Origin of the sequence: Saccharomonospora sp. NB11 (assembly GCF_015910535.1) — a bacterium.
GTDB lineage: Bacteria > Actinomycetota > Actinomycetes > Mycobacteriales > Pseudonocardiaceae > Saccharomonospora.
The window spans coordinates 250,392-273,423 of the sequence record NZ_JACBJG010000008.1 but is presented as its reverse complement, the minus strand read 5'-3'; the positions used below and the strand labels follow the sequence as shown (position 1 = coordinate 273,423).

At 70.4% G+C, this 23,032-nt stretch carries 26 protein-coding genes; 3 read left to right on the top strand and 23 right to left on the bottom strand.

From position 1 onward, the window contains the following. The 12 genes from metK to pyrR all read right to left on the bottom strand — a co-directional run. Positions 1–856, bottom strand: an 856-nt coding sequence (gene metK / locus JAV51_RS14695) for a methionine adenosyltransferase (RefSeq protein ID WP_197321275.1), incomplete at its 3' end; no start/stop codon positions are given. A 46-nt stretch (positions 857–902) separates the two neighbouring features. Then, positions 903–2,141 carry a bifunctional phosphopantothenoylcysteine decarboxylase/phosphopantothenate--cysteine ligase CoaBC gene (gene coaBC / locus JAV51_RS14690; protein ID WP_197321274.1) on the bottom strand — a complete coding sequence of 413 codons (1,239 nt, stop codon included), beginning with the start codon at positions 2,139–2,141 and terminating at the stop codon, positions 903–905. 7 nt (positions 2,142–2,148) lie between these two features. Further along, the gene (gene rpoZ, locus JAV51_RS14685; protein WP_231642209.1) at positions 2,149–2,448 is read right to left on the bottom strand and encodes a DNA-directed RNA polymerase subunit omega; all 300 of its coding nucleotides are present in this window, start codon (positions 2,446–2,448) and stop codon (positions 2,149–2,151) included. Continuing rightward, positions 2,421–3,089 carry a guanylate kinase gene (gene gmk / locus JAV51_RS14680; RefSeq protein WP_197321273.1) on the bottom strand — a complete coding sequence of 223 codons (669 nt, stop codon included), beginning with the start codon at positions 3,087–3,089 and terminating at the stop codon, positions 2,421–2,423. The genes rpoZ and gmk overlap by 28 nt, the downstream gene beginning before the upstream one ends. Next, on the bottom strand, positions 3,086–3,403 hold the full coding sequence (mihF, locus tag JAV51_RS14675; protein WP_005437476.1) for an integration host factor, actinobacterial type: 318 nt from the start codon (positions 3,401–3,403) through the stop codon (positions 3,086–3,088). Before mihF ends, gmk begins: the two co-directional genes overlap by 4 nt. A gap of 271 nt (positions 3,404–3,674) precedes the next feature. Then, positions 3,675–4,517, bottom strand: a complete 843-nt coding sequence (gene pyrF / locus JAV51_RS14670; protein ID WP_307845892.1) for an orotidine-5'-phosphate decarboxylase — start codon at positions 4,515–4,517, stop codon at positions 3,675–3,677. After that, a complete protein-coding gene (gene carB / locus JAV51_RS14665; protein WP_197321272.1) occupies positions 4,514–7,849 on the bottom strand; it encodes a carbamoyl-phosphate synthase large subunit in 3,336 nt (1,111 codons plus the stop codon). Before carB ends, pyrF begins: the two co-directional genes overlap by 4 nt. Beyond that, on the bottom strand, positions 7,833–8,969 hold the full coding sequence (carA, locus tag JAV51_RS14660) for a glutamine-hydrolyzing carbamoyl-phosphate synthase small subunit (protein WP_197321271.1): 1,137 nt from the start codon (positions 8,967–8,969) through the stop codon (positions 7,833–7,835). Before carA ends, carB begins: the two co-directional genes overlap by 17 nt. Beyond that, entirely contained in the window at positions 8,966–9,457 is a 492-nt protein-coding gene (locus tag JAV51_RS14655; protein ID WP_197321270.1) for a transporter, read from the bottom strand. Before JAV51_RS14655 ends, carA begins: the two co-directional genes overlap by 4 nt. Then, positions 9,457–10,761 (bottom strand): dihydroorotase, encoded by a 1,305-nt coding sequence (locus JAV51_RS14650; RefSeq protein ID WP_197321269.1) that lies wholly within the window; start codon positions 10,759–10,761, stop codon positions 9,457–9,459. Before JAV51_RS14650 ends, JAV51_RS14655 begins: the two co-directional genes overlap by 1 nt. 134 nt (positions 10,762–10,895) lie before the next feature. Beyond that, a complete protein-coding gene (locus JAV51_RS14645; protein WP_197321268.1) occupies positions 10,896–11,831 on the bottom strand; it encodes an aspartate carbamoyltransferase catalytic subunit in 936 nt (311 codons plus the stop codon). Continuing rightward, positions 11,828–12,406 (bottom strand): bifunctional pyr operon transcriptional regulator/uracil phosphoribosyltransferase PyrR, encoded by a 579-nt coding sequence (gene pyrR, locus JAV51_RS14640; RefSeq protein ID WP_197321267.1) that lies wholly within the window; start codon positions 12,404–12,406, stop codon positions 11,828–11,830. The genes JAV51_RS14645 and pyrR overlap by 4 nt, the downstream gene beginning before the upstream one ends. Positions 12,407–12,665: 259 nt before the next feature. On the opposite strand from pyrR, the gene JAV51_RS14635 reads away from it, so the two are divergent. Next, positions 12,666–13,154 carry a transcriptional regulator gene (locus JAV51_RS14635; RefSeq protein WP_005437450.1) on the top strand — a complete coding sequence of 163 codons (489 nt, stop codon included), beginning with the start codon at positions 12,666–12,668 and terminating at the stop codon, positions 13,152–13,154. 115 nt (positions 13,155–13,269) lie between these two features. On the opposite strand, the gene nusB is transcribed toward JAV51_RS14635, so the two are convergent. From nusB to JAV51_RS14620, 3 genes are read right to left on the bottom strand one after another with little or no spacing between them, the layout of a single operon-like run. Further along, a complete protein-coding gene (nusB, locus tag JAV51_RS14630) occupies positions 13,270–13,731 on the bottom strand; it encodes a transcription antitermination factor NusB (protein WP_197321291.1) in 462 nt (153 codons plus the stop codon). Between the two features lie 16 nt (positions 13,732–13,747). After that, positions 13,748–14,305, bottom strand: a complete 558-nt coding sequence (efp, locus tag JAV51_RS14625; RefSeq protein ID WP_197321266.1) for an elongation factor P — start codon at positions 14,303–14,305, stop codon at positions 13,748–13,750. 38 nt (positions 14,306–14,343) lie between these two features. Beyond that, complete coding sequence (locus tag JAV51_RS14620) at positions 14,344–15,441, bottom strand: aminopeptidase P family protein (protein ID WP_197321265.1); 1,098 nt, start codon at positions 15,439–15,441, stop codon at positions 14,344–14,346. A 116-nt stretch (positions 15,442–15,557) separates the two neighbouring features. Between JAV51_RS14620 and JAV51_RS14615 the strand changes: the two genes are divergently transcribed. Further along, entirely contained in the window at positions 15,558–16,013 is a 456-nt protein-coding gene (locus JAV51_RS14615) for a hypothetical protein (RefSeq protein ID WP_231642305.1), read from the top strand. Here the strand turns inward: JAV51_RS14615 and JAV51_RS14610 are convergent. From JAV51_RS14610 to JAV51_RS14585, 6 genes are all read right to left on the bottom strand, one after another. Next, entirely contained in the window at positions 16,007–17,533 is a 1,527-nt protein-coding gene (locus JAV51_RS14610; RefSeq protein WP_197321263.1) for a beta-xylosidase, read from the bottom strand. The two genes, JAV51_RS14615 and JAV51_RS14610, sit on opposite strands and share 7 nt — an antisense overlap. Positions 17,534–17,614: 81 nt before the next feature. After that, positions 17,615–18,046 carry a type II 3-dehydroquinate dehydratase gene (gene aroQ / locus JAV51_RS14605; protein WP_197321262.1) on the bottom strand — a complete coding sequence of 144 codons (432 nt, stop codon included), beginning with the start codon at positions 18,044–18,046 and terminating at the stop codon, positions 17,615–17,617. Then, positions 18,043–19,146 carry a 3-dehydroquinate synthase gene (gene aroB / locus JAV51_RS14600; protein ID WP_197321261.1) on the bottom strand — a complete coding sequence of 368 codons (1,104 nt, stop codon included), beginning with the start codon at positions 19,144–19,146 and terminating at the stop codon, positions 18,043–18,045. Before aroB ends, aroQ begins: the two co-directional genes overlap by 4 nt. A 10-nt stretch (positions 19,147–19,156) precedes the next feature. After that, on the bottom strand, positions 19,157–19,687 hold the full coding sequence (locus JAV51_RS14595) for a shikimate kinase (protein WP_197321260.1): 531 nt from the start codon (positions 19,685–19,687) through the stop codon (positions 19,157–19,159). Then, a complete protein-coding gene (aroC, locus tag JAV51_RS14590) occupies positions 19,684–20,883 on the bottom strand; it encodes a chorismate synthase (protein ID WP_197321259.1) in 1,200 nt (399 codons plus the stop codon). Before aroC ends, JAV51_RS14595 begins: the two co-directional genes overlap by 4 nt. A 34-nt stretch (positions 20,884–20,917) precedes the next feature. Further along, complete coding sequence (locus JAV51_RS14585) at positions 20,918–21,586, bottom strand: prepilin peptidase (RefSeq protein WP_197321258.1); 669 nt, start codon at positions 21,584–21,586, stop codon at positions 20,918–20,920. A 253-nt stretch (positions 21,587–21,839) separates the two neighbouring features. On the opposite strand from JAV51_RS14585, the gene JAV51_RS14580 reads away from it, so the two are divergent. Next, positions 21,840–22,271 carry a ubiquinol-cytochrome c reductase iron-sulfur subunit gene (locus tag JAV51_RS14580; RefSeq protein ID WP_197321257.1) on the top strand — a complete coding sequence of 144 codons (432 nt, stop codon included), beginning with the start codon at positions 21,840–21,842 and terminating at the stop codon, positions 22,269–22,271. Between the two features lie 10 nt (positions 22,272–22,281). Here JAV51_RS14580 and JAV51_RS14575 read toward each other — a convergent pair whose 3' ends face one another. Next, complete coding sequence (locus tag JAV51_RS14575; protein ID WP_197321256.1) at positions 22,282–22,737, bottom strand: PTS glucose transporter subunit IIA; 456 nt, start codon at positions 22,735–22,737, stop codon at positions 22,282–22,284. Then, positions 22,734–22,970 carry a glucose PTS transporter subunit EIIB gene (locus tag JAV51_RS14570; protein WP_197321255.1) on the bottom strand — a complete coding sequence of 79 codons (237 nt, stop codon included), beginning with the start codon at positions 22,968–22,970 and terminating at the stop codon, positions 22,734–22,736. The genes JAV51_RS14575 and JAV51_RS14570 overlap by 4 nt, the downstream gene beginning before the upstream one ends. Between the last annotated feature and the right edge of the window lie 62 nt (positions 22,971–23,032).

The window sequence follows — 23,032 nt, the reverse complement described above, 5'->3', positions numbered from 1 at the left end:
CCTTCGACGGGTCCTTGCCCGAGAACGCGCCACCACCATGCCGCGCCATCCCGCCGTAGGTGTCCACGATGATCTTGCGACCGGTCAACCCCGCGTCACCCATCGGACCACCGACCACGAACCGACCCGTGGGGTTCACGAGCAGTCGGGTGTCCTCCTGCTCCCAGTCCATCTCGCGCAGCACCGGGCCGACCACGTGTTCCGCGACGTCGACCGCGAGGAGTTTGTCGAGGTCGATGCCCTCCGCGTGCTGGCTGGACACCACCACCGTGTCCAGCCGCACCGGGCGGTCGCCCTCGTACTCGATGGTGACCTGCGTCTTGCCGTCCGGCCGCAGGTACGGCAGCGTGCCGTCCTTCCTGACGGCTGTGAGTCGCCGGGCCAACCGGTGGGCCAGCGCGATCGGCAGCGGCATCAACTCGGGGGTGTCCGAGCACGCGTACCCGAACATCAACCCCTGGTCACCGGCACCCTGCCGGTCCAACTCGTCGAGGGCCTGGTCGAGCCGCGTCTCGTAGGCAGTGTCCACACCCTGCGCGATGTCCGGCGACTGCGAACCGATGGCCACGTTGACCCCGCACGACGCGCCGTCGAATCCCTTCACCGACGAGTCGTAACCGATGTCCAGCACCCGGTCGCGCACGATCGTCGGGATGTCGGCGTACGCCTCCGTGGTCACCTCGCCGACCACGTGCACCTGACCGGTGGTGATCATGGTCTCGACGGCGACCCGACTGTTCGCGTCCTTGCTCAACAACGCGTCCAGGATCGAGTCGCTGATCGAGTCGCAGACCTTGTCCGGATGTCCCTCGGTCACCGACTCCGACGTGAACAACCTACGGTTCGACGCACCCAACGGATTTTCGCCCCAACCTCACTCGACGTGTCGCTGGGACGTCAGCCTACTGGCGCCGTTCTCCGTCACGCAGCAACTCCGACACGGCGTCCCACACCGTGGTCGCGAGTTCGCTCTTGGCGCCCATCGGGATACGCCGTTCGGCACCGTCGGCGGACAGCAGCCACCCGGTGTTCTCGTCGACCTCGAACGCGCGGCCTTCGCCGACGGCGTTGACCACCAGCAGGTCGACACCCTTGCGCTTGAGCTTCTTGTGCGCGTGGTCGAGCACACTGCCGTGCTCGTCGCCGGTCTCGGCCGCGAAGCCGACCAGGAGTTGACCGGGCCGTCTGCGCTCCACGAGGCCCGCCAGGACGTCGGGGTTGCGAGCCAACGTCACCGTCGGCGCCGAGCCGTCGTCCTTCTTCTTGATCTTGTGTTCGGCGCGCTCGGTGGGACGGAAGTCCGCCACCGCCGCCGCCATGACGACGACGTCTGCCTTGGCGGCAGCCGCGTTCACGGCACCCTCCAGCTCCGCCGCCGTCGAGACACGCTCCAGGTGCACCCCGGCCGGATCGGGCAACGCCGCGGTGTGTGCTGCCACGAGCGTCACCTCGGCCCCGCGTTGCGCGGCGACCCTGGCGAGGGCGTAGCCCTGCTTGCCCGACGACCGGTTGCCGAGGAAACGCACCGGGTCCAACGGCTCCCGCGTCCCGCCCGCCGACACCACCACACGCAGACCTTCGAGGTCGCGGCGCAACGCGTCGGGCCGAGCGAGCAGCAGGCGTGCCAGATCGACGATCTCCTGCGGGTGCGCCAACCGCCCCTTGCCCGTGTCCTTGCCGGTGAGCCGTCCCGAGTCGGGCTCGGTCACCACGGCCCCGCGCGACCGCAGCAACGCCACATTGGCCTGCGTCGCCGGGTGTTCCCACATCTCGGTGTGCATGGCGGGGAAGAACGCCACGGGACACCGGGCGGTGAGCAGCGTGTTGGTGAGCAGGTCGTCGGCCAGCCCGTGTGCCGCGCGCGCCAGGAGGTCCGCCGTCGCGGGAACCACCAGCACGAGATCGGCCTCCTGGCCGACGCGCACGTGCTGCACCTCGGGCACCTGGGTGAACACGCCGGTGTTGACCGGATGCCCCGACAACGCCTCGAAGGTGGCAGCCCCGACGAAGTTCAGGGCGGAGGCGGTGGGGACGACGCGAACGTCGTGGCCGGTCTCGGTGAGTCCGCGCAGCACCTCGCACGCCTTGTAGGCGGCGATGCCGCCACCGACGCCGAGAACGACGCGGGGTCGGGTTCCCACCGGCGGACTACTCGCCCTCGGTGTGCTCCAGCAGACCCGCGTGGATCTCGCGCAGAGCGATCGACAGCGGCTTCTCGCGGGGACCCGGCTCCACGAGCGGTCCCACGTACTCCAGCAGGCCCTCGCCGAGCTGCGCGTAGTAGTCGTTGATCTGACGGGCGCGCTTGGCGGCGTAGATCACGAGGGCGTACTTGGAGCTGACCTTTTCGAGCAGGTCGTCGATGGGCGGGTTGGTGATGCCTTCGAGCTGCTCACCCTGCGCGCCCAGCGTAATCGCGGTCACTGACTGTGCTCCGTCTCGTCGCATGCGGTGGTTCGGCCAGTCACCAAGCTTAGCAACTGGCGTGCGGCGGTTCGCACGTCGGCGTTGACGATGCGTTCGTCGAACTCGTCCGCCGCCGCGAGTTCACGTTCGGCTTCCCGCAACCGGGCCTTCACGGCGTCGTCGTGTTCCGTGCCCCGGCCGGTGAGCCGGTCGACCAGTTCGTCCCACGAGGGCGGCAACAGCATCACGAGCTGCGCCTCGGGCATGGCCCGACGCACCTGCCGGGCGCCCTTGAGCTCGATCTCCAACACGGCGGGCCGGCCCTCGGCCAGCATCCGCTCCACGGGAGCCCGGGGCGTGCCGTACCGATTGCCCGCGAACTCGGCGTGTTCGAGCAGCTCGCCGCCGCGTTCCATCGCCTCGAAGGTCTCCCGGTCGACGAAGTGGTAGTGCTCCCCGTCGACTTCGCCCGCGCGCGGGGGTCGGGTGGTCACCGACACGCTGAAATAGATGTCGGGACACAGTCGTCGCAACTCGGCCACGACACTCGACTTACCGACGCCGGACGGGCCCGACACGACGGTGAGTCGGCGCCGGGGGCTTTCGCCGGGCACCGACTCACCGTTCACCGCGCGGCCGGCCGGGGAGCCGGCCGCGCTCGAGCCGTGAACCTGCTCACTCACTCGCCGCTGAACTCGGCCAGCAGCGCCTTGCGCTGCCGGTCGCCGAGACCACGCAGACGACGGCTGGTGGCGATCTCCAGCCGCTCCATCGTCTGCTGCGCACGCACCTTGCCCACGCCCGGCAAAGCCTCCAGCAGAGCGGAGACCTTCATCTTGCCGAGGACCTCGTCCTCGTCGGCCTGCTTCAGCACGTCGGCGAGGGTGGTACCGCCACGCTTGAGCCTCTCCTTGAGCTCCGCGCGAGCGCGACGGGCGGCGGCGGCCTTCTCCAGCGCCGCAGCACGCTGTTCCTCGGTGAGCTGGGGAAGTGCCACGTTTTCCTCCGGTGTTACTCAAAAATTCTGGGTGGGTGTGGCGACCGTACCCACCCTCGACCTGGTCTCTCAATGCGGGGGTGATGCCGACCGCGCCAGGACACGGTCACGAACGACCCTACTCACGGAAACGCTCGCAGACATGGGCCGCAAGGTCGGAATCCGAAGCATTTCCTGTTGCGCCGGAACACCCCGCCTGACGCCACGACGCGTAGCGTAGTGCAAGATCAAAATACGGTCGGACCAGGGCTTGTTCCGGCGCCACAGGCGTTTACGGCAAGATGGAAGCGAGAGCGTCCCGCGTCCGCTCGGCGGCGGCGGTCAGCGCGGCGACGTCGGGGCCGTGCCGCAGGATCTCCCGCGACGACGTGGGCAGCAGTCCCCGGGCGTTCGCACCGAAGACCCGACGCAGGTCCTCGACGGTGGCACCCTGAGCCCCGAAACCCGGCGCGAGGATCGGGCCGTTGAGGCGATCGAGGACCACCTCACCCGGCTCCACGGTGGCACCCACGACCACTCCCACGTCACCGAGCGGGTCCGCGCCTTCGTTGCACGCGGCCGCCTCGTCCACAATGGACTGAGCGACCGTCGTCCCGTCGGCGATCGCCCGCTGGACGGGGAAACCCTCCGGATTGGACGTGCGCGCGAGGACGAAGACCCCGCGCCCGCTACGGCGTGCCTGCTCCACCGCGACGTTCAACGCGCCGAAGCCGAGATACGGCGACACCGTGATCGCGTCCGCCGCCAACGGCGCGCCGTCGGCGAGGTACGCGGCCGTGTACGCCGCCATGGTCGACCCGATGTCGCCGCGCTTGACGTCCAACAGGACGAGCGCTCCCCCGTCCCTGGCCGTGGCGAGCACCCGTTCGAGCACCGCGACACCTGCGGCCCCGTACGCCTCGAAGAACGCCGACTGGGGCTTCAGGACGGCCACGGAGCCCGCGAGGGCCTCCGTGGCCGTCAGAGCGAAGCGTTCGAGCCCGCCGACGTCCGTGGGCAGTCCCCAGGCCTCCAACAACGCCGGATGCGGGTCCACCCCCACGCACAGCGGTCCCCGCTCGGCCATCGCCTCGGACAGGCGAGCACCGAAGGACCGGTTCGCGTCGCCGCTCACGCGCGGGTCACCCGGCGCACCGTGGCCTGCAACTCCTGCAACGAGCGCGCGACGATGTCACCGCGGATCAGGGCCTCGATGCCGTGCACGGCCGCCGCGGCCCCCTGCACCGTGGTGATGCACGGGATGCCCCGGGACACCGCCGCGGTCCGTATCTCGTAGCCGTCCACGCGCGGGCCGCTGTTGCCGTACGGCGTGTTGATCACCATGTCGACCCCGCCGTCGAGGATGACCTCGACGATGTTCGGCTCCTCCGGCGTGCTGCCCTCGTAGTGCTTGCGCACCACCGCGCACTCGATGCCGTTGCGCCGCAACACCTCGGCCGTGCCCGCCGTCGCCACGACCCGGAAACCCAGGTCGGCCAGACGCTTCACGGGGAAGACCAACGACCGCTTGTCGCGGTTCGCCACCGACACGAACACGGTGCCGTGCGTGGGCAGCGAGCCGTACGCACCCGCCTGTGACTTCGCGAATGCCTCGCCGAACGAGACGTCGACACCCATGACCTCGCCCGTCGACTTCATCTCCGGGCCGAGCAGGGAGTCCACGCCGTGTCCCTCGGGCGTGCGGAAGCGGTGGAAGGGCAGGACGGCCTCCTTCACCGCCACCGGCGATCCCACCGGCAGCAGGCCGCCGTCGCCCTCCGCGGGCAACACGCCGCGCGCCCGCAGGTCCGCGATCGACGAGCCCGTCATGAGCAGCGCCGCCGCCTTCGCCAGCGGCACCGCGGTGGCCTTCGACACGAACGGCACGGTGCGCGAGGCCCTCGGGTTGGCCTCCAGCACGTACAGCACGTCGTCCTTGAGGGCGTACTGGACGTTGAGCAACCCGCGCACGCCGATTCCCTTGGCGATGGCCTCGGTCGACCGGCGGACGGCCTCCAGGTCGGTCTGCCCCAGGGTGATCGGCGGCAGGGCGCACGCCGAGTCGCCGGAGTGCACGCCGGCCTCCTCGATGTGCTCCATCACGCCGCCGAGGAAGAGCTCCTCACCGTCGTAGAGCGCGTCGACGTCGATCTCGATGGCGTCGTCGAGGAACCGGTCGACCAGCACCGGGTGTTCGGGGGTGACCTCCGTGGCGCGCTCGATGTAGCCGCGCAACGACTCCTCGTCGTAGACGATCTCCATGCCCCGGCCGCCCAGCACGTACGACGGCCGCACCAGCACCGGGTAGCCGATCTCGTCGGCGATCGCGCGGGCGCCGTCGAACGACGTCGCCATGCCGTACTTCGGGGCGGGCAGCCCGGCGGCGGTCAGCACGTCACCGAACGCGCCACGCTCCTCCGCGAGGTGGATGGCCTCGGGCGGCGTCCCCACCACGGGCACGCCCGCGTCCGCGAGCCGCTGAGCGAGACCCAGTGGCGTCTGACCACCGAGCTGCACGATGACCCCGACGACGTCGCCGGACTCCTGCTCCGCGTGCACGATCTCCAGCACGTCCTCGAACGTGAGCGGCTCGAAGTACAGGCGGTCGGAGGTGTCGTAGTCGGTCGAGACCGTCTCCGGGTTGCAGTTGACCATCACGGCCTCGAACCCGGCCTCCCGCAGCGCCAGCGCGGCGTGCACGCACGAGTAGTCGAACTCGATGCCCTGGCCGATCCGGTTCGGACCCGAGCCCAGGATCAGCACCTTGGGCTTCTCGCGCTGGGGGGCGACCTCGGACTCCGCGCCGGGATCGGTCTCGTAGGCCGAGTAGTGGTACGGCGTCCTCGCCTCGAACTCGGCGGCGCACGTGTCCACCGTCTTGAAGACGGGCCGTACCCCGAGCCGGTGCCGCAGCGCCCGGACGCCGTCCTCACCGGCCAGCTCCGGCCGCAGGGCCGCGATCTGCCGGTCGGACAGCCCGATGCGCTTGGCCCGACGCAGCAGCCCCTCGTCCAGCACGGGAGCGTCCCGTAGCTGCGCGCCGACCTCGCCGATCAACTGGATCTGGTCGAGGAACCACGGGTCCACGCCGCTGGCCTCGTGCACCTGCTCCACCGTGGCGCCGAGCCGCAGGGCCCGCTCCACCGTGTAGATACGCCCCTCGTGGGGTGTGCGCAGTTCCTCCAGCGTCGACTCCACCGTCGCGCCCTCGGGGTCGGGCCTGGTCCAGAACCCGACGGCCTTCGTCTCCAGCGACCGCATGGCCTTGCCCAGAGCTTCGGGGAAGTTGCGCCCCAGGGACATCGCCTCGCCGACACTCTTCATCGTCGTGGTCAGCTCGGGGTCGGCGCCCGGGAACTTCTCGAACGCGAAGCGCGGCATCTTGACGACGACGTAGTCGAGCGTCGGTTCGAACGACGCGGGCGTCTCGCCGGTGATGTCGTTGCTGATCTCGTCGAGCGTGTAGCCGATGGCCAGCTTCGCGGCGATCTTGGCGATGGGGAAGCCGGTGGCCTTCGACGCCAACGCCGACGACCGCGACACACGGGGGTTCATCTCGATGACGACCATGCGGCCGTCCTTCGGGTTGACGGCGAACTGGATGTTGCAGCCGCCCGTGTCGACACCGACCTCACGCAGCACCGCGATGCCGAGGTCCCGCATCCGCTGGTACTCGCGGTCGGTAAGGGTCATCGCCGGCGCCACGGTCACCGAGTCACCGGTGTGCACGCCCATCGGGTCGACATTCTCGATCGAGCACACGATCACCACGTTGTCGTGGCGGTCGCGCATGAGTTCGAGCTCGTACTCCTTCCAGCCGAGCACGCTCTCCTCGATGAGCACCTCGGTGACCGGGCTCTCCTCCAGCCCGATCGAGGCCATGCGCTCCAGTTCCTCGGTCGTGTGCGCCATACCGGAACCGAGGCCGCCCATGGTGAACGACGGGCGGATCACCACCGGGAGCCCGACCTCCGCGACGGTCTCGCGGACCTCCTCCATGGAGTGGCACACGGCGCTGCGCGGCACCTCACCGCCGACGGCGCGCACGATGTCCTTGAACTTCTGCCGGTCCTCACCGCGTTGGATGGCGTCGATGTCGGCACCGATCAACTCGATGCCGTACTTCTCCAGCACCCCGCGATCGTGGAGTGCGACCGCGCAGTTCAACGCCGTCTGACCGCCGAGGGTGGCCAGCAGCGAGTCGATCGGCCTGCCCTTCTCCTGCTCGGCGACGATGACCTTCTCGACGAACTCCGGGGTCACGGGCTCGACGTACGTCGAGTCGGCGAACTCGGGGTCGGTCATGATCGTGGCCGGGTTGGAGTTGACCAGGCTCACCCGCAGCCCCTCGGACCGCAGCACCCGGCAGGCCTGGGTGCCGGAGTAGTCGAACTCGGCGGCCTGGCCGATGACGATCGGCCCGGACCCGATGACGAGCACGTGCTCGATGTCAGTGCGCTTGGGCATGGCGGGCCTCCATCAGGGTCACGAAGTCGTCGAACAGCGGCGCCGCGTCGTGCGGGCCCGCGGCGGCCTCGGGGTGGTACTGCACGGAGAACGCCGGGACCTCCTCGCACCGCAGCCCTTCGACGGTGCCGTCGTTGGCGCAGTAGTGGCTCACGTGCGCCTTGCCGAACGGCGAGTCGAACCGCTGCCCCGGCTCGCCCTCCAGCGCGAAGCCGTGGTTCTGCGAGGTGATGGCGACCCGACCGGTCGCCGTGTCGAGCACCGGGACGTTGATGCCGCGGTGACCGAACCGCATCTTGTAGGTCGACAGGCCGAGTGCGCGGCCCAGGATCTGGTTGCCGAAGCAGATGCCGAACAGCGGCAGCCTCCGCTCCAGCACGCTCCGCGTCAGCTCGATGGCGTCGCGCTGGGTCTCCGGGTCACCGGGCCCGTTCGAGAGGAACACCCCGTCGGGCTCGATCGCGAGGAGGTCGTCGAGCGTGCTGTTCGCGGGCAGCACGTGCAGCTCGATGCCCCGCTGCGCCATCTGCCGCGGCGTGTTGGCCTTGATCCCGAGGTCCAGAGCCGCGACCCGGAACCGGGCCTCACCGACCGCGGGCACCACGTACGGCTGCGCGGTGGTCACCTCGCGGGCGAGATCCGAGCCCTTCATCCTTGGGCTCGCGAGCACCTGGGCGACCATCTCGTCGTCCGTGGTCACGGCGTCCCCGGAGAAGATTCCCGCACGCATGGACCCGTGCTCCCGCAGGTGCCTGGTCAGGGAGCGCGTGTCGATCTCGGCGATTCCCACCACACCCTGGTCGGCGAGAACGTCGTCCAGCGACTGCGTGGCACGCCAGCTCGACGGAACCCGGGCCGGGTCCCGCACGACGTAGCCCGCGACCCAGATCCGCTGCGACTCGTCGTCCTCGTCGTTCCACCCGGTGTTGCCGATGTGCGGCGCCGTCTGCACCACGATCTGCCGGTGGTACGACGGGTCGGTCAGCGTCTCCTGGTACCCGGTCATCCCGGTGCAGAAGACCGCCTCACCGAGCGTGCGTCCCCGAGCGCCGTAGGCGACTCCTCTGAAGATTCGCCCGTCCTCCAACACGAGTGCGGCGGCGGTGTGCGGGCCGGTCATACCTGGGCACCTCCCTTGACCTGCTCGATCCACTGCGGGTAGACGGAAAGGTCGTCACCTCGCAGTCCGGTGTCGAGCTCGACGTCTCCCAGACGCCATGTGACCACCAACAGGCTCTCCGTGCCCATGACCTTGCCCGCCATTCCTTTGGCCGTACCGACGCGGACGACACTGTCACGCGGGATCCAGAAACTCGGCGCACCGGCGCGGTCGACCTCGACCCCGCCCTCATACAGGCGCAATTCGGCGGGGCCGCGCATTCCGGCGCCCCGCGTGACGATGCGGTCCTGCCAGTGCCCCGCCATCGTCGTGCTGACGTACAGTCCCCGCGTCTCCAGCACCACCTCGCCCGGTTCGTCGGGCACGGCGGGGAACGGCGGAACCAGCACGCTCTGAGCGCGGGCCTTTCGTCGCCACCCACGCCACATACCGAAGAGGCAGAGTGCGAAGAACGCGAAGCACAGCAGTGTCAGCAGAAGCCGTTCCATTACACAATCTTCCCTTCGCGCGACGTCACACGCCCGCGCAGCAGCGTGGCGCTCACCACGGCAGGCAGCCGCAGCCCTTCGTACGGCGTGTTGGTCGCGCGACTCGCCAACTCGGCTCCGCGAACCGTCCACTCCGCGTCCTCGTCCACAAGGACGAGATTGGCGGGTTCCCCCACCGCCAGTGGCCTGCCCTGGTCGGGCAGACCGACGATCTCGGCGGGTCGCTCACTCATCACTCGCGCCACCCCGCGCCAGTCGAGGAGGCCGGGGCGCACCATGGTCTCCACGACCACCGACAGCGCCGTCTGCAGGCCCAACATGCCCGGCCTCGCGGCAGCCCACTCGGTGTCCTTGTCCTGAGCCGCGTGAGGAGCGTGGTCGGTCGCCACACAGTCGATCACGCCGTCGGCGAGGGCCTGGCGCATCCGCTGGGCGTCCTGCTCGGTGCGCAGCGGCGGGTTGACCTTGTTCACCGGGTCGAACGTCGCGAGGCGTTCGTCGGTGAGGAACAGGTGGTGCGGTGTGACCTCCGCCGACACGTCGGTGCCCTGCTCCTTCGCCCACCGCAACACCTCGACGGTGCCCGCGGTCGAGACGTGGCACACGTGCAGGCGCGCTCGCGCGTGCCGAGCCAGCACACAGTCCCGGGCGACGATCGACTCCTCCGCCGACGCGGGCCACCCCGGATATCCGAGTCGCGCCGCGCGCTCGCCCTCGTGCGCCTGCGCGCCGACCGTGAGCCGAGGCTCCTCCGCGTGCTGGGCCACCACCACGCCGAGCGCCGTCGAGTACTCCAGCGCCCTCCGCATCACCAGCGGGTCCGCGACGCAGTGTCCGTCGTCGGAGAACATCCGCACACCCGCGGCCGAGTTCGCCATCGTGCCCATCTCGGCCAGGCGTTCCCCGGCGAGCCCCACGGTGACCGCACCCACCGGGTGCACGTCCACGAGCCCGACCTCACGCCCCCGACGCCACACGTGGTCGGTCACCACCGCGTTGTCCGCCACCGGGTCGGTGTTCGCCATGGCGAAGACGGCGGTGTAGCCACCCAACGCGGCCGCGGCGGAGCCGGTGTCGATCGTCTCGGTGTCCTCCCGCCCCGGCTCCCGCAGGTGGGTGTGGAGATCCACGAACCCGGGGAGCAGGACGTGTCCCGCCCCCTCGATCACCTCGACGCCGGACGGCGGATCGATCCGGCCGACCTCGGCGACGACACCGTCGGAGACGAGCACGTCGACCGGCTCGCCCTCGCCGTACGGCCGCACCTGCCGCAGCAGGACGCTCCCAGTCCGATCCTCAGTCACGGTCGCCTCCGTTCCCTGCGGGACACCCGCACCCGGTCGGCGCCCCTGACTGCCCACCGATCCTCAGTCACGGTCGCCTCCATTCCCCGCGGGACACCCGCACCCGGTCGGCGCCCCTGACTGCCCACCGAACCTCAGTCACGGTCGCCTCCGTCTCCCGCCAGCAGGTGATACAGCACCGCCATCCTCACGTGCACGCCGTTGCGTACCTGTTCCGTAATCGCCGCACTCGGCGCGTCCGCTACCGCCGACGCGATCTCCATACCGCGCAGCATCGGCCCGGGGTGCAACACCACGGCGTGTTCCGGCAGCAACCGCGCTCGTGTCTCATTCAGGCCGTACGCGATCGAGTACTCGCGTGCCGTCGGGAAGAAACCTCCGTGCATGCGCTCCGCCTGCACCCGCAACATCATCACCGCGTCGGCAGCGGGGAGAGCGGAGTCGAGGTCGTGCGACACCGTGACCGGCCACGCCTCCACACCGACCGGCAGCAGGGTCGGCGGCGCGACGAGCGTCACCTCCGCACCCAGGGTCGCCAGCAGGTGCACGTTCGACCGCGCGACCCGGCTGTGCAGGACGTCACCGACGATCGTCACCCGCCGCCCCGCGAGGTCGCCGAGCCGCTCCCGCAGCGTCGCCGCGTCGAGCAACGCCTGCGTCGGGTGCTCGTGGGTGCCGTCACCGGCGTTGACCACGCTCGTGCCCGTCTCGCGCAACCAGTCGGCGAGCCGGTGAGCCGCCCCGGACGCCGGGTGCCGCACCACCACGCAGTCCGCCCCGGCCGCGGCGAGCGTCAGCGCGGTGTCCCGCAGCGACTCGCCCTTGCCGACCGACGACGAACTCGCCGACACATTGATCACGTCGGCGCTCATCCACTTGCCCGCGATCTCGAACGACACCCGGGTGCGCGTGGAGTTCTCGTAGAACAACGTGACGACGGTGCGCCCGCGCAGCGTCGGCAACTTGCGGACCTCCCGGCCCAGCAACGTCCGTTTCAGCTCGTCGGCCGTGTCGAGCACGGCCTTCGCCGTGTCGGCGTCGAGGCCGTCGGTGGAGAGCAGGTGCCTCATCGTGCCCCCAACAGGACCGCGTCGCGGCCGTCCGTCTCGTCGAGCAGCACCGACACGTCCTCCGACCGCGAGGTCGGGACGTTCTTGCCGACGTAGTCGGCGCGGATGGGCAGTTCCCGGTGCCCGCGATCGACCAGCACCGCGAGCTGGACGGCCCGGGGCCTGCCGTGATCGCGCAACGCGTCGAGGGCGGCCCTGATCGTGCGGCCGGAGAAGAGAACGTCGTCGACAAGCACCACGATGCGGTCGTCGATCCCGCTGCTCGGCAGTCGGGTCTGAGCGAGCGGACGCGCGGGCTTGCGACGGAGATCGTCGCGATAGAGCGTGACGTCGAGCGTGCCCGTGGGCACTGTCACGCCGGAGAATTCGGTGATTTTCGCGCCGAGGCGTTCGGCCAGAGGCGCTCCCCTGGTCGGGATTCCGAGCAACACGGGTGGAGGCATGTCCTCAGCACCCAGCGCGGTTTTCTCGATGACCTGATGGGCCATTCGGGCGATGGTGCGCGCGACGTCCCCGGCTGAGAGCAGCTCTCGCTCAGCAGCCGATCCGGTCGCGCCACGTGAGCGTGACGCCACGGAAGGTCTCCTTCCCCGCCTCGCTGGACGGGTCCTTAAAGGATGTCTTTTCGCTGGTTCCGCTGGTGAACCTCGTCGACGGTAGCAGGTTAGTTACCTCGCCCTTACGGGTGGTCTGTCTCGGTGAGTAACCCCAGGCGGCGATGATCTGCTTGACCTGGTGACGACAAGGCGTAACCATTACTCTGAGTATTCGGGAGAAGTGTTCCCTGTCGGTCAGCGGTGGCCGCATCGGGGCGAGGAAACGGAGAACCACCACATGGGCGATTACGCCAAGGCGCTCGGGGCCAAGCTCCGCGGTATCCGCCAGCAACAGGGTCTGTCCCTGCACGGGGTCGAGCAGAAGTCGGGTGGCCGCTGGAAGGCCGTCGTCGTCGGCTCCTACGAGCGGGGCGACCGCGCGGTGACCGTGCAGAAGCTGGCCGAGCTCGCCGACTTCTACGGGGTTCCGGTGGTCGAGTTGCTGCCCGAGGGCAGGGTGCCGTCCGGTGCCGAACCCGCCACCAAGATCGTGATCAATCTGGAGAGGCTGCAGCAGCTTCCGGCTGAGAAGGTCGGTCCGCTCGCGCGCTACGCCGCCACCATCCAGAGTCAGCGTGGTGACTACAACGGCAAGGTGCTGTCGATCCGCACCGAGGACCTTCGGTCGCTGGCGATCATCTACGACATGACGCCGGGCGAGCTGACCGAGCAGCTCATCGACTGGGGTGTGCTGCCTCCGGAGGCCCGGCCTTCCACCGAGGAATGACGTCTCGGCCGTCGCGGCGGAGTGTCCCTGCACCCCACCGCGACGGACCGCAGTCGTCGCGGCGTCGGTTGCGCGGTCCTCGCGTCCGAACCACCGGGGACGGCCGAGACGGCCGTCAGAGGACCGCGCGCAGGCGATCGGCGATCGTGCCGATCCGCCCGAGCACGCCGTTGACGAAACGCGGGGAGTCGTCCGTCGACAACTCCTTGGCGATGCCCACCGCTTCGTCGATCGCCACCGGGTCGGGCACGTCCTCCCGCCACAGCAGCTCGTAGAGGCCGATCCGCAGAACCGCGAGGTCGACCGGAGGCATGCGCTTCAGCGACCAGCCCTGGGCGTGCTCCTCCAGGATCTCGTCGATGCGCTCGCGGTGCTCACCGGCACCCTCGACCAGCGTGATGGTGTAGTCGCTGATGGGGTCGGCGTGCACCGAGCCGACGCGGTCCGCCAGCAAGGTCACCGGGTCGGTCTCGCGCTGGGTCGCCTCGTACAGCAGTTCCACCGCGCGTCGCCGGGACGCGCGACGGCTGATGCCCCCGCGACGGCGGGGGCGCGATGGTGTCGACTCGTCGTTCACCGTGGTCGTCCGCAGCTCAGGCACGGCCGAGGTAACGACCGTCGCGGGTGTCGACCTTGACCTTCTCGCCGCTGCTGAGGAACAGCGGCACCTGGATCTCGGCGCCGGTCTCCAGCCGCGCGGGCTTCGTGCCACCGGTGGAGCGGTCGCCTTGCAGACCCGGGTCGGTGTGCTCGATCGTCAACTCGACCGACGTCGGCAGCTCGACGTACAGCGGGGTGCCGTCGTGCAGGCCGACCTGGACCTCGGTGTTCTCCAGCAGGTAGTTCGCCGCGTCACCGACCAGGTCGGAGGAGAGCTCCATCTGCTCGAACGTCTCCGCATCCATGAAGACGTAGTCGGTGCCGTCGTTGTAGAGGTAGGTCATGTTCCGCCGGTCGACCGTGGCGGTCTCCACCTTGGTGCCGGCGTTGAACGTCTTGTCCACCACCTTGCCGCTGATGACGTGCTTCAACGTCGTGCGGACGAAGGCGCCGCCCTTGCCGGGCTTCACGTGCTGGAAGTTGACGACAGACCACAACTGGCCGTCCAGGACGAGGACCATGCCGTTCTTGAGGTCGTTGGTGGTGGCCACGAGTGTGCGTTCTCCTGTGTCGGGTGGGGCCGCCACTACTAGGCGACCACGAGTTCCTTGGTGCTCATGGTGAGGAGCTCTGGAGTGCCCTCCCGCACGACGAGCGTGTCCTCGATGCGGACGCCACCGCGTCCCGCCAGGTAGACCCCCGGCTCCACGGTGACCGCCATGCAGGCCGACAGTGTACCGACGCCGGTCTTCGCCAGACTCGGTGCCTCGTGCACGTCCAGTCCCACACCGTGGCCGAGCCCGTGGGTGAACTGCTCGCCGTACCCGGCCTCGACGATCACGTCACGCGCGGCGGCGTCCACGGCCGACACCTCCCACCCGGGACGGACGGCGTCGGTCCCCGCGGCCTGCGCCGCCGCGACGAGTGCGTACAGGTCGCGCTGCCACTGCGCGGGCTCGCCGAGGACCAGCGTGCGCGTCATGTCGGAGTGGTACCCGTCCACCACCGCGCCGAAATCGAGCTTCACGAAGTCGCCCGCCGCGAGCACGGCGTCGGTCGGCCGGTGGTGCGGGATCGCCGAGTTCGCACCGGCGGCGACGATGGACGGGAAGGCCACGCCGTCCGCGCCGTGGTCGACCATCCGGTTCTCCAGGTCACGGGCGACCTCGCGTTCGGTTCGCCCCGGACGCAGTCCTCCGTGCTCCAGCAGATCCGCCAGCGCCCGGTCGGCCGCCGCGCACGCGGTGCGCAGTGCGGCGATCTCGACCTCGTCCTTCACCTCGCGCAGCCTCTCCACCAGCCCGGGAGCCCGGGACAGGAGCAGCTCGCCCGCCGCGTCCGTGAACGCGGCGTGGTCCTCCACGCTGACGTGCTGGCTCTCGAAGCCCAGCACCGAGCCACGGGACAGGTGGGTGGCCGCCTGCGCCACCAGCGCGAGCGCGCTCGGTCGTTCGATGACCCTGCGCAGGTCGGGCACCTGCGCCTCGGCCTGGGTCGTGTAACGGCCGTCGGTGCAGAAGACGCTGCGCTCGTCGCCGTCGACGTGCACCAGCAGAGCGGCGTTCGATCCCGTGAAGCCGGTCAGGTACCGGATGTTGCGCAGGTCGGTGACGAGCAGGGCATCGAGTTCGGCATCGACGACCCGTTCGCGCAGAGCGCGGCGTCGCGTGGCATGGATCTCGGGCACCGAGTCAGTCTAGGCCGCCGGTGAACCGATCACGATCACGGTGGAACCGATTCCGCCGACAACGTCCGATCAGTACAGTGACGCAGATGCCGACCTGGATCAGCCGCGGACTCGGCATGGCCGTGCTGCATGCCGCTGCCGCTGTCGCCGCCGCGAAGTTCGCCGTCTTCCAGCCGACCGACCGCACTCTGGTCACCGTGATCGCGCTGGCGCTGCTCGTGGGCACCGTCGCGTTGTGGAGTGCCATCGACGCCTGGACCGGACTCTCCGAGGCGGGCCGCACCTGGTTCATCGCGGCGTTGGTCGCCGGCGTGGGCGCCGGGGTGCTCACCGTCCTGGGCAAGGCCGTGTTCGTCGACCGCACGGGCGTCAGCGCCCTCGCGTCCGCACTCACGGGCGGCGCGGCCTTCACGGCGTTGCTCGTGCTCGTGCCCGCCGGACTCGGACTGCTGGTGGGTGGGCGGCTCCGCGCTCGCTACCACAACACCGACTCGGCCGAGGACGACGAGGACGGCCCGCGCAAGCCTTCTCCTCGCCCGCGCCCGCGTCGTGAGGCCGAACCGGCTCACTGACCGAGTGTCGGGCCCTTCGGGTAGGCGTCCCACTGGTCCGGCCCGATGACCTCGACCTGCGAGTCGTTGGCGGCCACGGCCTCGGCCGACGACACCGGCCACAACGTGTCGTCGAGGACGAAGCCGACACCGCGTCCCTCCGCGCTGACGGCCCGTGCCCCGGCGCCCAGTCGTGCGGCCACGGGCACCTCGTCCAGCGACGGGACGCGCTCGTCGAGTACCCGGTCGGCGAGCGCGGTGGCCACCGAACGCCGGTCCACCCGGACGACGCGACCACCGACCACCAGGTCCATCGTGCGCACCGGTGACGGCATGGCGACTCCGTCGAGCACCGCCAGCGCTTGGTCCGGTCGCCCGCAGCCGTCGATGCCGTGGACGTCGAGGCCGTAGTGCCGCAGGTCGGTCGGCGCGTCGGCCCGACCGATGACCGTGGCGTGGACGACGTCGAACGGCACGCGCCCGCACACGTCCTCGGTCGAGGTGGGGGCGTGCCCGTCGGGTTGGCGTACCAGTCCGGGGCCCTCCTCCCAGGTCGTGGGGATGACCACGGGCAGGTAGGGCTGGGCGGTGAAGTCGCGGTTCCAGAAGGTCAGTCGCGTGCCGTCGGCGGTCTGGTGCGCGATGGCGAACGCACTCAACGCGTCGACCCACATGAGGTCGGCGCTGAAGGCGTCGACGACCGACCGGGTGCGGGGCGCGGCCGTGGACTCCACCGCGGTGAAGCCGTCGGGGCCCAACGCCTCGACCGTCGTCGCGAACAGCGGGTCGGGCGAGCGCAGCACGAACTGCCCGGCGCCGTTCCAGCCGGCGGCCTGGCCGGTGGTGTCGGTGAACATCAGGTAGAACCAGCCGTCGAGATACACAGCCGCGGGCTGTCCGACGCCGTAGGTGTTGTCGCGGATCGTGTCCCCGGCCTGCGTGACGATCGGCCCGTCCGTCACCCGTTTCCAGTGCAGGCCGTCCTGGCTGGTGGCGACTCCGATCGCGTTGCGGTGGGCGTGGTCGCCGGCCGCCCCGGTGTAGTAGAGGTAGTAGGTCCCGTCGACGCGCAGAACGGACGGGTCGCAGGTGTGCATCGCGTCGAAGCCGCCGGGGTTGCCGGAGAACACGGCGGGAACGCTGCCGCCGCCCGGGCCGGAGAACGGCCCTTCGGGGCGGTCGGCCTCCGCGTACAGGATGTCGTCGCCAGCGGGCGGGGCACTGCCGTACTGGCTGCACCACCACATCCGCACCGTGCCGCCGTCGGTGATCAGCGTGGGGCCGTAGTTGTACACCGCGTCGGCGCCACCACGGGCCACCACGTGTTCGCCCCCGCGCTGGGAGTCCACGGCCAACGCGACCGGATCGGCTGGTGGCGTGGCCTCACCGGACGGCCCTGCGTCGGTGGGAGCGACGAGGGGGCGGTCGCTGCGCGGCGCCGCCTCACCTGCCGTGCACGCCACGGCGAGCACCGCGACGAGCGCGAGCGCCACGCTCCGCGTTGTCCGGCGGGACGACCTGCGACGACGGCATGTGCCCATGGTGATCGGCCGAACCTCCCACTTCCCCCTGCACCGCGAACCGACGGCACGCCAGCCAGTCTAGAGATCGCGAGCGAGGCGTCAGCGGGCGTTGTCGGCGATCCAGCGCAGCGCGAGGCGGTAGCCGTCCACCCCGAGGCCGGCGACAACTCCGGTGGCGATGTCGGAGAGCACGCTGTGGTGGCGGAACGGCTCGCGCGCGTGGACATTGCTGATGTGCAGTTCCAGCCACGGCGCCCGCAACTGTGCCGCCGCGTCGCGCACGGCGATCGAGTAGTGCGTCCATGCCCCGGCATTGAGGATCACCGGCGCGGCCAGGTCGGCGGCCTCATGCAGCCAGCCCACCAGCTCGCCCTCGTGGTCGGTCTGCCGCACGGTCACGTCGAGGCCGAGTTCCGCTCCGGTGTCGGTGCACAGCCGCACCAGGTCGGCGTAGGTCGTCGAGCCGTAGACGTCCGGCTCCCGGGTCCCCAACCTGCCCAGATTGGGACCGTTGAGCACGTGCACGATCACAGCAGCACTCCCCCGTCGGCCGCGCCTCCCGCGATCACGGAGTAGGCACCCGCGAGCAGCGCGGGGTCGGGTCCTTCCAACCGGCTCGGCTTGGCGAGACCGTCGAGGACGACGAACCGTAACGTGCCCGAGCGGGTCTTCTTGTCGGAGTGCATCGACTCGATGAGCTGGGGCAGCGCGTCGGCGTCGTAGCTCGTGGGCAGGCCAAGCGAGCGCAGTACGGCGGCGTGGCGGTCGGCGGTCGCGTCGTCGAGGCGTCCCGCGAGCCGGGCGAGTTCGGCGGCGAACACGAGTCCCACACTCACAGCCGCCCCGTGCCTCCACCGGTACCGCTCGCGGCGCTCGATGGCGTGGCCGAGCGTGTGACCGTAGTTGAGGATCTCGCGCAGGTCGCTCTCGCGCAGGTCCGCCGAGACGACGTCAGCCTTGACCTGGATGGACCGGCGCACGAGTTCGGCGATGGTGTCGCCCGTCGGGTCGGTCGCGGCGGCGGGGTCCGCCTCGATCAGCTCCAGGATGCGCGGGTCGGCGATGAAGCCCGCCTTCACGACCTCCGCCATGCCCGCGACCAGCTCGTTGCGGGGCAGCGTCTCCAGCGTGGCCAGGTCCACCAGCACGGTCGACGGTTCGTGGAAGACGCCGACGAGGTTCTTGCCCGCGTCGGTGTTGATGCCGGTCTTGCCGCCGACGGCCGCGTCGACCATGCCCAGCAACGTGGTGGGCACGTTGACCAGGCGCACACCACGCATCCACGTACCAGCGACGAACCCGGCGAGGTCGGTGACGGCGCCGCCGCCGAGTCCCACCACGACGCCCCGGCGATCGAGGCCGATCCGGCCGAGCACCTCCCAGCAGAAGTCGGCCACGGACAGCGCCTTGCCGTCCTCGGCGTCCGGGATCTCGACGCGGTGTGCGTCGAGCCCCGCCTGGGCCAGCTCGTCCCGCACGGCCTCGGCCGTGGTGGTGAGCGTCGGCGGATGGATGATCGCGACCTTCGAGGCGTCCCGGACGGCCTCGGTGAGGTCGCCGAGCAGGCCCCGCCCCACGACGACGTCGTACGGCTGCGCGGCCCGCACCGCGATACGGACGGGGTCGGTCATGGCTCTCTCCTCACTGCGTCGCCGCACGCAGACCGGCGGCGAGCTCGGTGACCACGTCGTCGGGGGTGCGGCCGTTGGTGTCGATCTCGATCGTCGCCACCGACCGGTAGATCGGAAGCCGGGCGTCCAGCAGCGCCTTGTAGGTGGCCCGGGGGTTCACCCCGGCCAGCAACGGGCGGGCGCTGGACAGGCCCGTCCGCCGCACGCCCTCGGCCATTCCCACGTTGAGGAAGACGACGGTGTGCCCGCTCAGGCGGGCTCGGGTGCGTTCGGACAACACGGCTCCGCCGCCCAGGGCGTAGACACCGCTGTAGTCACGCAGCCCCCGCTCGACCGTCTCCTCCTCGATCGCACGGAACGTCTCCTCGCCGTCGGCGGCGAAGATGTCGGAGATCGTGCGGTTCTGCTCCCGCTCGATGTCGGCGTCCGCGTCGTGGAAGTCGACCCCGAGTCGGTCGGCGAGCAGGCGACCCACCGTGCTCTTGCCCGAGCCGGGCGGGCCGACCAGCACGATCGGGCCTTCGGTGGTCTCGTCGTTCACGGCTGCGGTCGCTCCCAGAACTCCCGGATGCTGTCCTGGTACGCGCCGACATTGCGTCGCGACTCGGCCAGCGAGTCCCCGCCGAACTTCTCCAGGGCGGCGTCGGCGAGGACCAACGCCACCATCGACTCCAGCACCACACCGGCCCTGGGCACGGCACAGACGTCCGAGCGCTGGTGGATGGCGACGGCGGCCTCACCGGTCGTGACGTCAACTGTGGACAGTGCACGCGGGACGGTCGAGATGGGCTTCATGGCAACGCGAACGCGGAGGGGTTCCCCGTTCGTCATGCCGCCTTCGAGCCCACCGGCGCGGTTGCTGCGGCGAGTGACGCCGTAGGTGCCTCCCGCGTCGATCTCGTCGTGTGCCTCGCTCCCCCACCGCTGTGCCGTGGTGAAACCGTCACCGATCTCGACGCCCTTCATCGCCTGCACGCCCATCAGCGCGCCCGCGAGCCGCGCGTCGAGACGGCGGTCCCAGTGCACGTGGGAGCCGAGACCCGGCGGCAGGCCGTACGCGATCACCTCGACGACTCCGCCGACCGTGTCGCCCGCCTTCTTGACCCGGTCGACCTCGTCGATCATCGCCTCGGTGGCTTCCTGGCCGAACGCCCGCACCGGGCTCTCGTCGACCGTGGCGAGGTCCTCCGGCCCGGGAAGCGGTCCCTCCGGTGCCGTCGCCCTGCCGATCGACACGACGTGGCTCACGATCTCGACGTCGAGGAGCTGCCGCAGGAACGCCTTGGCCACCGTGCCGAGCGCCGTGCGGGACGCGGTCTCCCGCGCGCTGGCCCGTTCCAGCACCGGACGGGCCTCGTCGAAGCCGTACTTGAGCATCCCGGGCAGGTCGGCGTGGCCGGGCCGGGGCCGCGTCAGCGGTTCGTTGCGCGCCAGTCCGTCGAGCTCGGCCGGGTCCACGGGATCGGCGGCCATCACCTTCTCCCACTTGGGCCACTCGGTGTTGTCGATCTTCACCGCGATCGGCCCGCCCTGGGTGAGCCCGTGCCGGACACCGCCGAGAAACTCCACCCGGTCCGCCTCGAAGCCCATACGGGGGCTGCGACCGAAGCCGAGTCGACGACGAGCGAGCTGAGCGCTCACCTCGTCGGTCGTGATCTCCACGCCCGCCACCATGCCTTCGAGAATGGCGGTGAGGGCCGGACCATGCGATTCACCAGCGGTTATCCAACGCAACACAGTGCCCATGTTGTCACGTGCCGAAAACGTGTCGTCAGCTGCCCACCGACGGGAGTCCACCCGGGAACAGGACTCCCACGCAGGTGGCCGCGAGCAGCCCCGGCCCGTGGGGAACACCGTCCCGCCACCTGAGAACGCGGGCCGCCAGCCCGACTCCCGCGAGCACCGCCGTGACCGCCGAGGCGAGCACCGTGACCACCACGAGCGTGGGCCACCCCGCAGCTCCGGCGAGCAGCCCGAGACTGCCGGACAACGTGACGTCCCCCGCGCCGAGGGAGGTCGGCGCCACCCGGTGGATCACGGCGTGCACACCCCACGCGGCCACGCCGCCGACCACGGCGGTGACCAGCAGCGTGACCCCCGGGCCGGAGAACGCGGCGACAGCGACGGCCACGGCTCCGAGGGGGTACGACGGGATGGTGAGCACGGCGGGCAGGCGGCGATGCCGCAGGTCCGCGAGCGCCAGCGGGACGGCGAAGGCGGTGGCGGCCAGGGGCACCGGCGTCCACCACGGCGGCCACGTCCCACGGTGGGCCAGCGCGCACACCACCGCCCAGAGCACGCCGGTTCCCACGGCACAACCCCAGGCCGGCACCGGGGCGGGCCTGACCCCCTTGTCGAGCAGGCGAGCCGCCCACCATCCCGTCACGATTCCGATGCTGACAATTGCGACGCCGACCACGGCGAGCATCCCCCAGTTCATGCCCGTCAGCGTCGGCCGGATCTCGTTCGGACACAAGCGAGCCGGGCAGCGAACGGTACCCCTCGGTTCCTCACAGGACGGGTTTCCACTCGGCCGGGCGACACCGGCGACGGCAGGTCCGCGGCGTCTCACCGTGCGTGTTTTCCGTCTCCCTCGACCAGCGAAGGCTTGGATCGCCGCGTCACCTGCGGATAATCGACGTCTCACACCGTCAGCGGAGGAGTCGACGGCAACGAACGACACGGGAGGACACATGACCGGTCACGCGCATTCCCGCCGAACCGTACTCACCACCGGGGCCACTGTGGCCGGTGCGGCGCTGGGAACCGCCGCGCTCGCGGCCTGCTCCGGGCCGGGGACCGACGGGACGCCGCCGACCAGTGTCCCGAAGGGAACCCGGATCGCCCGCCTGGACGACCTGAGCGTCGGCTCCTCCAAGGCCGTGACCACTCCGGACGGTCGCAAGGCGATCATCTCGCGTCCCGCGAAGGACGAGGTGGCCATGTTCAGCGCCGTGTGCACCCACCAGGGCTGCACCGTGAAGCCGGAGGGCGAGCAGCTCCACTGCCCGTGCCACAACTCGCTGTTCGACCCCTACACCGGGGAGGTGCGCGGAGGTCCGGCCGACGAGCCGCTGCCCCGGATCGACGTGGAGGTCCGCGGCAACGACATCGTCACGGCCTGACACAGGCTGCTCAAGCGCTCCAGGTGAAAAGGGAGTCTCCCGCCGCGACCGTCCGGTCGGTGGCGAGGTCCGACAGCGCGTCGGCCGCGGCGTCGAGCGCCACCACCGGCACCACCGGCGAGTACCCGGCGGCCCGCACGGCGTCCGGGTCCCAGCCGATCACCGGCTGACCGGCGCGAACCGCCTCACCCTTGACGACATGCAGGGTGAATCCCTCGCCCTTCTGCTTCACCGTGTCGATGCCCAGATGCACCAGCACGGCACGACCGTCGTCCCCGGCCACGACGAACGCGTGGGGATGCAGGGTCGCCACGACACCGTCGATCGGCGACACCGCGTCGGCCCGCCCGCCCTCGGGTCGGACCGCGACGCCCGGCCCGACCATCGCCTGCGCGAACACCGGGTCGGGGACGTCGGTCAGCGGGATCGTCGTGCCCGCCACCGGGCTCTGCACGTCCAGAGTCACAGCAGGTCCTGGATGTCCTCGGCGATGGAGTCGGCCTCGGGGCCGACGACCACCTGCACCACGTCGCCCATCCGCGTCACGCCGTGCACGCCGAGCTGCTTGAGCGCCGCCTCGTCGACGACGGAACCGTCCTCCAGCTCGCAGCGCAGCCGGGTGATGCACCCCTCGATCTCGACGACGTTGTCGGCGCCGCCGAGCGCGGCGAGGATCTTTGCGGGCTTGTCGTCCGCCATCGCGGTCTCCTTCGTTGTCCAGCCACAAACGCGTAACGGTGGTTGACACCTGAGCGGGCCGC

Coding starts and splice junctions, on each gene's coding strand:
- carA (WP_197321271.1), bottom strand. CDS start 8,969: ATGACCGGCCCGCACACCGCCGCCGCACTCGTGTTGGAGGACGGGCGA.
- JAV51_RS14570 (WP_197321255.1), bottom strand. CDS start 22,970: ATGGCGGACGACAAGCCCGCAAAGATCCTCGCCGCGCTCGGCGGCGCC.
- JAV51_RS14655 (WP_197321270.1), bottom strand. CDS start 9,457: ATGGAACGGCTTCTGCTGACACTGCTGTGCTTCGCGTTCTTCGCACTC.
- carB (WP_197321272.1), bottom strand. CDS start 7,849: ATGCCCAAGCGCACTGACATCGAGCACGTGCTCGTCATCGGGTCCGGG.
- JAV51_RS14645 (WP_197321268.1), bottom strand. CDS start 11,831: ATGAGGCACCTGCTCTCCACCGACGGCCTCGACGCCGACACGGCGAAG.
- JAV51_RS14635 (WP_005437450.1), top strand. CDS start 12,666: ATGGGCGATTACGCCAAGGCGCTCGGGGCCAAGCTCCGCGGTATCCGC.
- JAV51_RS14580 (WP_197321257.1), top strand. CDS start 21,840: ATGACCGGTCACGCGCATTCCCGCCGAACCGTACTCACCACCGGGGCC.
- JAV51_RS14615 (WP_231642305.1), top strand. CDS start 15,558: ATGGCCGTGCTGCATGCCGCTGCCGCTGTCGCCGCCGCGAAGTTCGCC.
- JAV51_RS14610 (WP_197321263.1), bottom strand. CDS start 17,533: ATGGGCACATGCCGTCGTCGCAGGTCGTCCCGCCGGACAACGCGGAGC.
- JAV51_RS14585 (WP_197321258.1), bottom strand. CDS start 21,586: ATGAACTGGGGGATGCTCGCCGTGGTCGGCGTCGCAATTGTCAGCATC.
- aroB (WP_197321261.1), bottom strand. CDS start 19,146: ATGACCGACCCCGTCCGTATCGCGGTGCGGGCCGCGCAGCCGTACGAC.
- rpoZ (WP_231642209.1), bottom strand. CDS start 2,448: ATGCGACGAGACGGAGCACAGTCAGTGACCGCGATTACGCTGGGCGCG.